Here is a 12,694-nt window from a genome sequence, read left to right as displayed (position 1 = left end):
GGAAGGCACGGCCACCATGAACGGCAAGGACATCCACAAGCTCGTCATCGCCTGCGACGCGGGCATGGGCAGCAGCGTCATGCTCGCCGGCCAGCTGCGCAAGACGCTGAAGAAGCAGGACGTGACCGTCGAGCACACGCCCGTCGACGCGATCCCCGCCGACGCGGACGTGGTCGTCTGCCACACCGGGCTCGCCGCCCGCGCCCGGCGCGGCGCCGGGGACATCCCGGTGATCCCGTTCGAGGTCTACCTCGGCGACCCGGCGATCGACCGGCTGGTCAAGGCGATCAAGGACGGCGGTGAGGTCGGTGGCTGAGGGAGCCGCCGGCCTGCTCACCCCCGAGGCGATCCGGCTGGACGCCCGCGCCTCCGGACGCGACCACGCCATCCGCGTCTGCGGGCAGGTGCTCGTCGACGCCGGCGCCGTCGAGCCCGCCTACATCGACGCGATGCTGGAGAGGGAACGCTCCATCTCCACCTACCTCGGCGAGGGGGTGGCCATCCCGCACGGCACGTCCGTGGGCCGCGACCTCATCCACCGGGACGCGCTCGCCTTCGTCAGGTTCCCCGACGGGGCGGACTGGGACGGCAACCCGGTCACCGTCTGCATCGCGATCGCGGCGCGCGGCGACGGGCACATGGCGATCCTCGCCGAGCTGGCCCAGGTGCTCATGGACCCGGACCGGGCCCGCGCGCTCCGCGAGGCCTCCGACCCCGGGCAGGTCCTCGCCCTGCTCGAGCCGGAGACCGAAGAAGAACCCACCGAAAACCGAGAAGAACAGGGACACACCGTATGAAGGTCGCCCGTTTCTATGCACCCGGCGACATCCGGCTGGAGGACGCGCCCGAGCCGGCGCCGGGCCCCGGCGAGCTGAAGATCCGCGTCCGGAACTGCTCCACCTGCGGGACCGACGTCAAGATCTCCCGGTTCGGGCACCACCACATCGTCCCGCCGCGGGTGATGGGCCACGAGATCGCCGGCGAGGTCACCGAGGCCGGCGCGGGCGTGGAGGGCTGGACGGCGGGCGACCGCGTGCAGGTCATCGCCGCGATCCCGGACGGGACGTGCTCGGAGTGCCGCCGCGGCCGGATGACGGTCTGCACCGCGCAGGAGTCGATGGGGTACCACTACGACGGCGCGTTCGCCGAGTACATGATCGTTCCGGCGAAGGTGCTCGCCGTGGACGGGGTGAACCGGATCCCGGACGGCGTGTCGTTCGCCGAGGCGTCGGTGGCCGAGCCGCTCGCCTGCGTCCTCAACGGCCAGGAGCTGGCGGGCGTCGGGGAGGGCGACGACGTCGTGGTGTTCGGCTCCGGCCCCGTCGGCTGCCTGCACGTGCGGGTCGCGCGGGCCCGCGGCGCCGCCCGCGTGTTCCTCGTGGAGGTCAACGCCGAGCGGCTGCACCAGGCCGCCGCGATCGTCAAGCCGGACGCCGCGATCGACGGGAGCGTCACCGACGTCGTCGAGCAGGTCCTGGAGCTCACCGGCGGGCGCGGCGCGGACGTCGCCATCACCGCCGCCGCGTCCGGCGCCGCGCAGGAGCAGGCGCAGCGGCTCATGGCGCCGGGCGGCCGGGTGAGCCTGTTCGGCGGGCTGCCGAAGGACGACCCGGTCATCTCCGTCGACGCCAACCGCGTCCACTACCGGGAGCTGTCCCTGGTCGGCGCGAACGGGTCGAGCCCGGCGCACAACGCCCGCGCGCTGGAGCTGATCGGCTCCGGGCAGGTCCCGGTGGAGGACCTCATCACCCACCGGCTGCCGCTGGACGCCGTGCACGAGGCCCTGGACCTCGTCACACGGGGCGCCGCCATCAAGGTCACGATCGAGCCCTGAACCTGACCCCGAAGGAGTCGGCCATGCCCGAACGAACCGTCGTCATCGCCGCGGCGCAGGGCCTGCACGCCCGCCCGGCGCAGCTCTTCGTGCAGGCCGCCGCGCGGCAGCCGGTGCCGGTGTCGATCCGGGCCGGGGACAAGGCGCCCGTCCCGGCCAACAGCATCCTCGGCGTGCTGTCGCTCGGCGCGCGGCAGGGCACGGAGGTGACCCTGTCCGCCGACGGCGACGAGGCGGACCGCGCGCTGGACGAGCTGGCCGGCCTGCTCGCCCGCGACCTGGACGCCGAGCCCGCCTGACCGTCCCCGCGGACCCCTCACAATGGACGCGCGGCACAACGGAGACGGGACGGGTGGGACGGTCATGTACGCCGAGGAACGGCAGCAGGCGATCCTGGCGCTGGCGCGCTCGAAGGGGCGGGTGGACGTGGTCGCGCTCGCCGAGGAGTTCTCGGTCACGACCGAGACGATCCGCCGCGACCTGACCGTGCTGGAGCGCGCCGGGACGATCCGGCGCGTGCACGGCGGCGCGATGCCGGTCGAGCGGCTCGGGTTCGAGCCGGAGCTGGCGGCGCGGGACGCGGTGATGACCGAGGAGAAGCAGCGCATCGCCAAGGCCGCGCTGGAGGAGCTGCCCGCCGACGGCTCGGTCATCGTGGACGCGGGCACGACCACCGCCCGGTTCGTCCAGCTGCTGCCCACCGACCGCGAGCTGACGGTGATCGTGAACTCGCCGCCGCACGCCGCGGTGCTGGCCACCCGCCCCAACCTCACCGTGATCATCCTGGGCGGCCGGGTGCGCGGCCGGACGCTCGCCACGGTCGACGACTGGGTGCTGCGCCCGCTGGCCGACCTGTGGGTGGACGTGGCGTTCATGGCGACCAACGGCTGCTCGGTCGAGCGCGGGCTGACCACGTCCGACCAGGCCGAGGCCGCGGTGAAGCGGGCGATGATCGCCTCGTCCCGGCGGCGGGTGCTGCTCGCCGACCGCACCAAGATCGGGCACGACCACCTGGTGCGGTTCGGCGACCTGTCCGACATCGACGTGCTGATCACCGACACCGGGCTGGACACCGACCTGGCCGCCGACCTCGCCGCCGAGGGGCCCGAGGTGGTGCGCGCCTGAGCCGCCGTCCCGCGCCCGGGGCGGTGCGCGGGACGGCGGCGGGCGTGCCCGTCAGCCGGCGGGCGGGATGCCGTTGGCGGGCGCCTGCGGCTGCGGTGTCGTGTAGGGCTGGATCGGGCCGTCACCGGCGTCGGTGGTCAGCGGCTGCCCCTGCTGGACGACGTTCTCGCCCTTGATCGTGCCGATCGCCGCCCCGGTGTAGCCGGCGTGCGACTGCCCGCTGTAGGCGAACGGGACGACCCCCGGCCCGGTGAACTTCGACTTCTCCAGCGCCTCGACGAGGCCCTTGCGCGTCGGGTTCTTCCCGGCCGCCTGGAGCGCCTGCACGAAGGTGTAGGCCACCGACATCCCGTAGACGATGTTGCCGTTGAACGGCAGCTTCGGGATGTACTGGGCGTGGATCTTCTTGAACAGCGCCGTCCAGCTGTTGGAGGCGTCGCCCGGCGCCGACAGGTAGCCGTCGGTGATCATGCCCTGGATGAGCGGGCTGCCCTTGACCTCGCTGCCGCCCTCCTTGGCGAAGCTCTCCAGCAGCCCGGTCAGCGTGATCGGGTCGGACCCGACGTTGCTGACGACGAACGTCGGCTTGTAGTTCAGCTTCAGCGCGGCGAGCCGGAACAGCGCCGTGTAGGTGGGGATGCTGAACAGCACGACGACGTCCGCCTTGGACTGGGCGATCGCCTGGGCCTGCGCGCCGATGTCGGTGTTGCCCGGCTGGTAGGACTGCCGGGACACGACCTGCTCCTTGGGGATGTACTTGTCGAGGCCCTTCACCCCGTCCTGGCCGAAGTCGTCGTTCTGGAAGAAGTAGGCGACCTTCTTCCCGGCGAAGGTCTTCTTGACGTGGTCGCCGAGGATCTTGCCCTCGCGGATGTAGTCGACCTGCCAGCCGAAGGTCTGCGGGTGCTTGTCCGGCTGGTCCCAGCAGCCGCAGCCGGACGCGACGAACAGGTCCGGGACGCGCTGGGCGTTGAGGTAGTCGACCACCTTGGAGTGCGTAGGGGTGCCCAGCCCGTTGAAGATCGCGAAGACCTTGTCCTGCAGGACGAGCTTCTGGGTCACGCTGACGGTCTGGGTCGGGTTGTAGGCGTCGTCCACGTACTTGTAGACGATCTTGCGTCCGTGGATGCCGCCGTTGGCGTTGACGTAGTCGAAGAACGCCTTCGAGGCCGCGGAGTTGGCGCTGTAGCCGGGCGCGGCCGGCCCGGTCAGCGGCTGGTGGCTGCCGATGGTGACGGTCGTGGCGGTCACGCCCGGCGCGGCCGACCCGCCGCCGTCGCCGCCGTCACCGCCGCAGCCGCTCGCCGCGACCGCCAGCGTCGCCGCGGTCATCAGGGCGAGCGCCCGCCTTGTCCGGGGTCGCTTCATCTGCTCCTCCTGGGTGCGTTGTGGTAGGCCCCGATGTGTCACTTGGTGCGGAACCGCGCGGCCCGGGAGCCCGGTCGCGCCTGGTGCGTGCACGGCGCCGGACGGCGCCGCCGATGTCGCGCAGGCCCCCCTGGAGGCCGCGCGGGAAGGCCAGCGTCACCACGATGAGGACGAGGCCGTAGATGGCGAGGGGCAGATTCGACGCGATGTTGTGCGAGAGGCCGGACGAGGTGGACAGGTCGGACGCCCACGTCGGGACGTACACCAGGATCAGCGCGCCCCACACCGCGCCCGGCAGGCTGCCGAGGCCGCCGATGATGATCGCGGCGATCAGCTGGAGGGACAGCGTGAGCGGGAAGGCGCCCGGCGCGGCCAGCGTCGCGACCACCGCGAGCAGCCCGCCGCCGAGCCCGGCGCAGGCCGCCGAGACGACGGTCGCGGTGATCCGCAGCCGGGCGACGCGGACCCCGCTGAGCGCGGCGGCGATCTCGTCGTCGCGGCTGGCGCGCAGCGTCCGCCCGAACCGGCCGCGGGTCAGGTTGGCCAGCAGGAACAGGGTGATGACGGCGCCGAGGCAGGAGATCCACGCCTGCCAGCGCTCCAGCGGGAACGTCTCGCCGAGCCCGGCGGGCGGGATCGGCGGGACGAGCGTCAGCCCGTTCTGCCCGCCGAGCTCGTCGGTGAGCGGCTTGTAGTTGGCGAGGCCGGGCAGCCCGACGGCGAAGGCGAGCGTCGCGCCCGCCAGGTAGGGGCCGTGCAGCCGGGCGGCGACCGCGCCGACCACCACGCCCGCGACCGCGGTGACGCCGGCGGCCGCCGCGAGGACCGCGGCGAGCGGCCAGCCCCAGTTCCCGATGACCAGCGCGGCGGTGTAGGCGCCGACCGCCATGAACGCGCCGTGGCCGAGAGAGATCTGCCCGCCGAGCCCGGTCAGCACCGTCAGCCCGGCGACCGCGCAGGTGAGGTAGGCGGCCTGCGCGATCTGCAGGTCGCGGTACGGCCCGACGGCCGTGGTCAGGAAGTACAGCGCGACGATGGCGACGACCGCCCCGGCCGTGTGCCGGGTCAGGGTCGAGCGGCGCAGGGCGCTCAGGACGGGAGCGCTCACCCTGTCGATCGTCACGGTCACACCCTCCGTCCCACGCTCGCGGCGAACAGGCCGTTGGGTCTGACCATCAGGACGGTGATGAGCGCGGCGAGCGCCCCGAACGTGACCAGGTCCGAGCTGACGTAGCCGGACACGTAGCTCAGCGCGCAGCCGAGCAGCAGCCCGCCGACGACGGCGCCGGCCGGGCTGTCCAGCCCGCCGATCACGGCCGCGGTGAACCCGAAGACGAGCATCGAGTCGAACTGGGCGGGCCCGACGAACACCGACGGCGCGATCAGCACCCCGGCGAGCGAGCCGACGAGCGCGGCGAGGGCCCACCCGAGGGTCAGCATCCGGCCGACGCGCACGCCCTGCAGCCGGGCGATCTCGGGGGCGAACGCCGACGCGCGCAGCCGCAGCCCGATGTCGGTGCGGACGAACAGCAGCGTCAGCAGCACCATGACGCCGGCGACGGCGCCGATGACGAACAGGTCGAACGGCGACAGCAGCAGCCGCGTCTCGCCCACCGACAGCCCCTTGATCGTGAACGCCGGCGGGTAGGAGTGCGGCGTGTCGCCCCAGATCATGCCCGCGCCCGCCTGCAGCAGCACGAACAGCCCGAGCGTGACGATGACGGCGTTGAGCGGCGGCTTGTTCTCCACGGGGCGGACCACGACCCGCTCGACGACCGCGCCGAGCGCCAGCCCGGACACGAGCGCGACGGCGAGCGCGACCCAGTAGGAGCCGCCGCCGTCGATGACGCTCCAGGCGAGGAACGTCGTGAACATCAGCATGCCGCCCTGCGCGAAGTTCACGATGCGGGTGGAGCGCCAGATCAGCACCAGCGCGAGCGCGACCGCCGCGAACACGGCCCCGGAGGTGATGCCGGCGAGCGTGAGATTGATGAAACGGACCATCAGAACCCCAGGTAGGCGTGGCGGAGGCGGTCGTCGGCGGCGATGGTCGCGGCGGGTTCGGACGCCACGACCGCGCCGAGGTCGAGAACGACCGCGCGGTCGGCGACCGACAGGGCGCTGCGGGCGTTCTGCTCGACGAGCAGGACGGTCCGGCCGTCCTCGTCGCACAGCCGCCGCAGCACGGCCATGAGCTGGGCGACGACGCGCGGCGCGAGGCCGAGGGACGGCTCGTCCACCAGCAGCAGCCGCGGCGCGCCGGTGAGCGCGCGGGCCAGCGCGAGCATCTGCCGCTCGCCGCCGGACAGGGTGGCGGCGGCGAGCGCCCGCCGCTCGGCGAGCGGCGGGAACAGCTCGTACATCTCGGCGACCCGCCGGGCGAGCGCGGCCCGGTCGCGCCGCCAGAGCCCGCCGAGCCGCAGGTTGTCCTCGACGGTCAGCTCGGTGATGACGCCGCCGCTCTGCGGGACGTGCGCGACGCCGAGCCGGACGATGTCCTCGACCGGCAGCCCGGTCAGGTCCTTGCCGTCCAGCTCCACGCGTCCGGCGCGGGGCCGCAGCAGGCCGGAGACGGTGCGCAGCAGGGTGGTCTTGCCCGCGCCGTTCGCGCCCAGCACGGCGGTGACCGAGCCCTCGTCCACCGACAGGTCCACCCCGGCGAGCGCGCGGACGGCGCCGTAGTTGACGGTGAGGTCCTTCACCTCAAGCACCCCGCACCTCCTCGCCGAGGTAGGCGTCCAGCACGGCCGGGTCGTCGCGGACCTCCGCGGGCGTGCCGCTCGCGATGACCTTGCCGAAGTCCAGCACGACGACCTGGTCGCAGACGTTCATGACCAGGTCCATGTGGTGCTCGACGAGGACGACGGCGGGGCCGCCGCGCAGGCCGCGGATCAGGCCGGCCAGCTCGTCCATCTCGGCCGCCGACAGCCCGGCGGCCGGCTCGTCCAGCAGGAGCAGGTCGGGCTCGGCGACGAGGGCGCGGGCCAGCGCGACCCGCTTCTGCACGCCGTAGGGCAGCTGGCCGGGCAGCCGCCCGGCCTCGCCCTCGACGCCCAGCTCGGCCAGCCGGGCCAGCGCCCGCTCGCGCAGGGCCGCCTCGTCGCGGTCGGCGCGGGGCAGCGCGAACAGGCCGGAGAAGAACCCGGTCCTCGCGTGCGGGTCGGCGCCCACCATCACGTTCTCCAGGACGGTGAGCCCCGGGAACAGGCCGAGGCCCTGCAGGGTGCGGGCGATCCCGAGCCGGGTCAGGTCGTGTGGCCGGTGCCGGCCGAGCACCCGGCCGCGCCAGCGCACCTCCCCCGACCGCGGCCGGACGAACCCGCACACGACGTTGAACAGGGTCGTCTTGCCGGCGCCGTTCGGGCCGATCACTCCCGTGACCCGCCCCTTCGGCGCCGTGAGCGACACGCCGTCCAAGGCGACCAGCCCGGCGAAGCGGACGGTCACCCGTTGAAGTTCTAGTTTTGCTGAGGAGCCGGACATGTCGCCTCACCTCGCCGATGAATCAGCGTGAATCCCCCGAGGCCAGAATGCACATACCGACTGGTCGGATTCCATGAAGATAGAATCACCGGGCGGCTCCGGTCAACAGCCGATTCGCAGGTCGCCGATTACCTAGTCCGCCGAATCATCTTCGGGCGGTAGGCTGATCGGCGATCTGCGGGCGGCCGTGCCGGGGCGGCGCGAGAACCCCGGTGACTCCCGGACGGAGGTGGAGTGATGACGCAGGCGCCCGTGGGCCGGCTCTCCGGCAACCTGCCGCTGCCCGACCGGCTGCTGGCCGTGGCGACCCGGATGTTCGCCGAGAAGGGCTTCGAGAACACCTCGGTCCAGGAGATCGTGAACGCCGCCGGCGTCACCAAGGGGGCCATGTACCACTACTTCGGCTCCAAGGACGACCTGCTCTACGAGATCTACCACCGGCTCCTCGGCCTGCAGATGTCCCGCCTCCAGCAGATCGCCGACGGCCCCGGCACCGCGGAGGAGCGCCTCCGCGGGGCGGCCGTCGACGTCCTCAACACCTCGTTCCTCTACCTGGACGACTTCACCGTCTTCTTCCGCTCGACGCACCTGCTCCCCCGCGACCGCCGCGAGGCCGTCCGCGCCGAGCGCCGCCGCTACCACGAGCGCTTCCGCGCCCTGGTCGAGGAGGGCCAGCGGCAGGGGACGTTCCGGACCGACACGCCCGCGGACATCGCCGTCCACTTCTTCTTCGGCACCGTCCACCAGATCGGCACCTGGTACCGCCCCGGCGGCCGCCTCCAGACGGCCGCCATCAGCGAGCACTACGTCGACCTGTTCCTCAACGGACTGAGGAGCTAGAGGGGCGGCGCCCCTCCGGCTCGCCCGTTCTCAGCGTTCCAGGCGCTCGATCTTCAGGGCGTCGTCCTTGTGGCGGGCGCGGAGGGGCTTCTTGTCGAACTTGCCGACGGTGGTCTTCGGGATCTCGTCCAGGAACGTCCAGTACTCGGGGACCTGCCAGCGCGCCACCCTGTCCGCGAGGAAGGACGCCAGCTCCTCCGCGGTGGCGGCGGCGTCCGGGCGCAGGACGACGCAGGCGAGCGGGCGCTCGTCCCAGCGCGCGTCCGGGATGCCGATGACGGCGGCCTCCGCCACGGCCGGGTGGGACATCAGATGGTTCTCCAGCTCGACCGACGAGATCCACTCGCCGCCCGACTTGATGACGTCCTTCGCCCGGTCGGTGATCTGGAAGAAGCCGCGGTCGTCGACGGTGCCGATGTCGCCGGTGCGCAGCCAGCCGCCGTCGAACTTCTCCGGCGCCGGGTCGCGGTGGTAGGCGCCGGTGATCCACGGGCCGCGGACCTCGATCTCGCCGACCGCCTCGCCGTCCCACGGCAGCTCGGCGCCGGAGTCGTCCACGATCCGCATCTCCACGCCGGCGGCGACGCGGCCGGACTTCAGCCGCCACGCCAGGTCCTCGTCGGTGCCGGGCTCGACGCCGGGCGGCGGGAACGCCATGCCGCCGAGCGGGCTGGTCTCGGTCATGCCCCAGCCCTGGATGATGCGCAGGCCGTACCGCTGCTCGAACCGCTCCAGCAGGACGCGGGGCGCCGCGGCGCCGCCCGAGGTCCCCGCGCGCAGGGACGACAGGTCGATCTCCCGCTGCTCCCCGAGGGTGAGGATGCCGTTCCAGATGGTCGGGACGGCGGACGCGAGCGTGCTGCGCTCCTGCGCGATGAACGCCGTGAGGTGCTCCGGCTGCATGAACGGGCCCGGCATGTGCAGCGTCGCCCCGGACAGGAACGCCCCGTACGGCAGGCCCCACGCGTTCACGTGGAACATCGGGACGATGGTCAGGACGCGGTCGGCCTCGGTGATGCCGATCAGCGACGCCGACTGGACGGCCATGGCGTGCAGGAACGTGGAGCGGTGCGAGTACACGACGCCCTTGGGGTCGCCCGTGGTGCCGCTGGTGTAGCACATCGACGCCGCCGAGCGCTCGTCCACCTCGGGCCAGGCGTAGCCGGGCTCCTCGGCGGCGAGGATCTCGTGGTAGCGCAGGACTGGGGCGCCGTTGCCCTCCAGCGGCGCGGCGTCGCCCTCGCCGACGACCACGAACGCCGCGACGGCCGGCAGCTCCCGCACGACCCGCGCCAGCAGCGGGACGAGGCTGTCGTCGACGATGACGATCCGGTCGTCGGCGTGGTTGATGATGTGCGAGAGCTGCTCGGGGAACAACCGGATGTTGAGCGTGTGCAGCACCGCGCCCATGGCGGGCACCGCGAAGTACGCCTCCAGGTGCTCCTGGTCGTTCCAGCAGAACGTGGCCACCCGGTCGCCCTCGCGCACGCCGAGTCTGGCGAGTGCGGACGCGAGGCGCTCGGCGTTGCGGGCGATCTCCGCGAACGTCGCCCGGCGCGGCGCGCCGCCTCCCGTCCAGGTCACGCACTCGCCGCGGCCGTAGACCCGCGCTCCGTGCCGCAGGATCGCGGCGACCGACAGCGGGAAGTCCTGCATCGTACTGAGGATCATGGCAATTCTCCGAGAAGACCCGCGGCGAGAAAGGGCCGGGAATACCACAAAGCGGGCACATACCGACCGGTCGGTTCACCTTATTTAGGCCTCCGGCCCGCCGTCAATGCCGGACCGGCCGGTCGGTCGGTCGGCCGACGAGCACCGGATCAGTCGACGAGCACCGAGAGCGTCTCGGCGACGCACACGGGCTTGTCGCCGCCCTCGCGCTCGATCGTCACCCGGACGGTGGCGCGGGCGCCGGCGGGGCCGCGCTCCAGCGACAGGAGCTCGGCCCCCGCCCGGACCCGCGAACCGACCGGCACCGGCGCGGGGAACCGCACCTTGTTCGCGCCGTAGTTCACGCCCATCCGCAGGCCCTCCACGCGGTAGATCTGCGCGAGGAGCATGGGGATGAGCGACAGGGTGAGGTAGCCGTGGGCGATCGTGGTGCCGAACGGCCCCCGCGCCGCCCGTTCCGTGTCGAGGTGGATCCACTGGTGGTCGCCGGTGGCGTCCGCGAACAGGTTCACCTGCTCCTGCGTGATCGTGTGCCACTCGCTGTGGCCGAGATGGGTTCCGACGGCCTTCTCGTACTCGTCCACTCCGGTGAACGTCCTCATCCGGTGCCCTCCGTCCGACGGCGCCCGGCCCGGCGCCGGGCGCGACTGTGCGGCAACGCCCCCGATCACAACATACCGACCAGTTGGTATGCAACGCCGCGGAGGGTCAGGGGGCCGGCGGGCCGGGCGGTCCGGCGGCGTCCGCCCCGGCACCGCGGAACCGTCCAGCCCGCCGGCGGGTCACCGGCGCGCGCGGCTGACGCGCGGGCTCCCCTCCTGCACGCCCGCCGGCACCACCGCGATCCGGCTCTCACCCTGCACAGCGCCTACGGGCCGTGAGGTGTCACACACGAGCGCGGAACCATGGTCCACCTGGGAGGACGCGGCGTCATTCCGTCCTGGGGACCAGCGCCTACCGGGCCCCGTCGAGGGCGTCGAGCCCGGACCGCAGCAGCGGTTCGACGGCGTCGCCCACGGTCTCGAACCCCTCCCCCACGGTCTGGCCGTGGATGTAGCGGTAGTGGATCCCCTCGGAGATGACGGCGAGCTTGAAGCACGCCAGCCCCACGTAGAAGCCGATCCGCGACACGTCGCGCCCGCTGCGGGCGGCGTAGCGGGCCAGCACCTCCTCCGGCGCGGGGAAGCCGGGCGCGCCGGACGCGTCGGCCGTGCCCGGCACCGGGGTCTGGCGCCCCATGTAGACGAGCAGCAGCGCCAGGTCGGTCAGGGGATCGCCGAGCGTCGCCATCTCCCAGTCGAGGACGGCGGCGATCCGGTCGTCGGAGTCGACGAGCAGGTTGTCGAGCCGGTAGTCGCCGTGCACGATCGCGGGCGCGCCCTCCGCGGGGAGGCCCGACTCCAGGCGCGCGTGCAGCTCGGCCGCGGCCGGGAGGTCGCGGCTGCGGGAGGCGTCCAGCTGCTTCTTCCAGCGGCGCACCTGGCGGGCGAGGAACCCCTCCGGCCGCCCGAAGTCCGCGAGGCCGGCCTCCGCCGGGTCGACGCGGTGCAGCTCGACCAGCGTGTCGACCATCCGCTCGGCGATCCGCGCCACGCGCTCCGGGCCGAGCGGGCGCAGCTCGGACGCGCTCCGGTACGGGACGCCCTCGACCATCTCCATCACGTAGAAGGGCGCGCCGATGACGGCGGGGTCGTCGCAGAGCGCGAACGTCTCCGGGACGGGGACCGCCGTGCCGGCCAGCGCCGTCATGACCCGGTACTCGCGCGCCATGTCGTGGGCGGTCGCGAGCACGTGGCCGAGCGGCGGCCGCCGGACGATCCAGGAGCTCCGCCCGTCGGTGACCTCGTAGGTGAGGTTCGACCGCCCGCCGTCGATGACCCGCGCGCGCAGCGGCCCGGCGACGGCGCCGGGCCGGGCCGCCTCGAAGAAGTCGCGGAACCGGTCCAGCGCGAGCCCGGGGACGCCCACGTCATCGAATACCCGCAATGTGTCTCCTCCGCAGATCCGCACGTCGATAAGACCATACCGACTGGTCGGTTTCAATGTGGACGGCGAGCTTCGTCCAGACCCCTGGGAGGACGGCCCGGCGAGGACCGCGCCGAGGCTCGCGGCGAGGGGACGGTCGTGCACGAGGGACGTGACCGAGACCATGATACTTAGCCAAGCGAATCTATAGCCGACTTTTATGCGAGCGGCCGATACGGCTCGGCGCATGGATTCGCCGTCCGCCGAGGAGCCGGGCGATCGCCCCGGCCCTGCCGGCGCTGGACCGGCATCATCTGGCGGTGCCCGCTCTACGGCGTCACGGCACTGACGACGATCGCGCTGATCGCGCCCATCGCGCTACGCGCCGCGCGCCAAAACGCGCCGATC

General features: G+C 72.8%; 14 protein-coding genes. 6 read left to right on the top strand and 8 right to left on the bottom strand.

Going from position 1 to position 12,694, the window contains the following annotated elements:
* Nucleotides 1-16 precede the first annotated feature (16 nt).
* The 5 genes from BM339_RS18925 to BM339_RS18905 all read left to right on the top strand — a co-directional run bounded on the left by BM339_RS18925 (nucleotide 17) and on the right by BM339_RS18905 (nucleotide 2,959).
* A complete protein-coding gene (locus BM339_RS18925; protein WP_021599330.1) occupies nucleotides 17-316 on the top strand; it encodes a hypothetical protein in 300 nt (99 codons plus the stop codon).
* Nucleotides 309-797 (top strand): PTS mannitol transporter subunit IIA, encoded by a 489-nt coding sequence (locus BM339_RS18920; RefSeq protein ID WP_021599329.1) that lies wholly within the window; start codon nucleotides 309-311, stop codon nucleotides 795-797. The genes BM339_RS18925 and BM339_RS18920 overlap by 8 nt, the downstream gene beginning before the upstream one ends.
* On the top strand, nucleotides 794-1,834 hold the full coding sequence (locus BM339_RS18915) for a zinc-dependent dehydrogenase (RefSeq protein WP_021599328.1): 1,041 nt from the start codon (nucleotides 794-796) through the stop codon (nucleotides 1,832-1,834). Before BM339_RS18920 ends, BM339_RS18915 begins: the two co-directional genes overlap by 4 nt.
* A 23-nt stretch (nucleotides 1,835-1,857) precedes the next feature.
* Nucleotides 1,858-2,133, top strand: a complete 276-nt coding sequence (locus BM339_RS18910; protein ID WP_021599327.1) for an HPr family phosphocarrier protein — start codon at nucleotides 1,858-1,860, stop codon at nucleotides 2,131-2,133.
* A 64-nt stretch (nucleotides 2,134-2,197) separates the two neighbouring features.
* Complete coding sequence (locus BM339_RS18905) at nucleotides 2,198-2,959, top strand: DeoR/GlpR family DNA-binding transcription regulator (RefSeq protein ID WP_024934906.1); 762 nt, start codon at nucleotides 2,198-2,200, stop codon at nucleotides 2,957-2,959.
* 51 nt (nucleotides 2,960-3,010) lie between these two features.
* Here BM339_RS18905 and BM339_RS18900 read toward each other — a convergent pair whose 3' ends face one another.
* Genes BM339_RS18900 through BM339_RS18880 form a run of 5 tightly spaced genes read right to left on the bottom strand, consistent with a single transcriptional unit; the run spans nucleotide 3,011 to nucleotide 7,774 of the window.
* Complete coding sequence (locus BM339_RS18900) at nucleotides 3,011-4,327, bottom strand: ABC transporter substrate-binding protein (RefSeq protein WP_024934907.1); 1,317 nt, start codon at nucleotides 4,325-4,327, stop codon at nucleotides 3,011-3,013.
* On the bottom strand, nucleotides 4,245-5,450 hold the full coding sequence (locus tag BM339_RS18895) for a branched-chain amino acid ABC transporter permease (protein WP_218163691.1): 1,206 nt from the start codon (nucleotides 5,448-5,450) through the stop codon (nucleotides 4,245-4,247). Before BM339_RS18895 ends, BM339_RS18900 begins: the two co-directional genes overlap by 83 nt.
* A 2-nt stretch (nucleotides 5,451-5,452) precedes the next feature.
* Nucleotides 5,453-6,331 carry a branched-chain amino acid ABC transporter permease gene (locus BM339_RS18890; protein ID WP_021593670.1) on the bottom strand — a complete coding sequence of 293 codons (879 nt, stop codon included), beginning with the start codon at nucleotides 6,329-6,331 and terminating at the stop codon, nucleotides 5,453-5,455.
* Nucleotides 6,331-7,038 carry an ABC transporter ATP-binding protein gene (locus tag BM339_RS18885; protein ID WP_021593671.1) on the bottom strand — a complete coding sequence of 236 codons (708 nt, stop codon included), beginning with the start codon at nucleotides 7,036-7,038 and terminating at the stop codon, nucleotides 6,331-6,333. The genes BM339_RS18890 and BM339_RS18885 overlap by 1 nt, the downstream gene beginning before the upstream one ends.
* A complete protein-coding gene (locus tag BM339_RS18880) occupies nucleotides 7,031-7,774 on the bottom strand; it encodes an ABC transporter ATP-binding protein (RefSeq protein ID WP_021593672.1) in 744 nt (247 codons plus the stop codon). Before BM339_RS18880 ends, BM339_RS18885 begins: the two co-directional genes overlap by 8 nt.
* A 273-nt stretch (nucleotides 7,775-8,047) precedes the next feature.
* Between BM339_RS18880 and BM339_RS18875 the strand changes: the two genes are divergently transcribed.
* Entirely contained in the window at nucleotides 8,048-8,650 is a 603-nt protein-coding gene (locus BM339_RS18875; RefSeq protein WP_075021705.1) for a TetR/AcrR family transcriptional regulator, read from the top strand.
* Nucleotides 8,651-8,680: 30 nt separating this feature from the next.
* On the opposite strand, the gene BM339_RS18870 is transcribed toward BM339_RS18875, so the two are convergent.
* The 3 genes from BM339_RS18870 to BM339_RS18860 form a co-directional block, all read right to left on the bottom strand.
* Nucleotides 8,681-10,321 carry a long-chain fatty acid--CoA ligase gene (locus tag BM339_RS18870; protein WP_218163690.1) on the bottom strand — a complete coding sequence of 547 codons (1,641 nt, stop codon included), beginning with the start codon at nucleotides 10,319-10,321 and terminating at the stop codon, nucleotides 8,681-8,683.
* A 149-nt stretch (nucleotides 10,322-10,470) separates the two neighbouring features.
* Nucleotides 10,471-10,923, bottom strand: coding sequence for a MaoC family dehydratase (locus BM339_RS18865; protein WP_021593675.1), 453 nt, complete (start codon nucleotides 10,921-10,923; stop codon nucleotides 10,471-10,473).
* 352 nt (nucleotides 10,924-11,275) lie between these two features.
* Entirely contained in the window at nucleotides 11,276-12,307 is a 1,032-nt protein-coding gene (locus tag BM339_RS18860) for a phosphotransferase family protein (protein WP_256255396.1), read from the bottom strand.
* Nucleotides 12,308-12,694: the final 387 nt, after the last annotated feature.

This window comes from Actinomadura madurae, assembly GCF_900115095.1.
Taxonomy (GTDB): domain Bacteria; phylum Actinomycetota; class Actinomycetes; order Streptosporangiales; family Streptosporangiaceae; genus Spirillospora; species Spirillospora madurae.
Note: the sequence above shows the minus strand (reverse complement) of the source record. Positions and strands in the feature narration are given on the sequence as shown.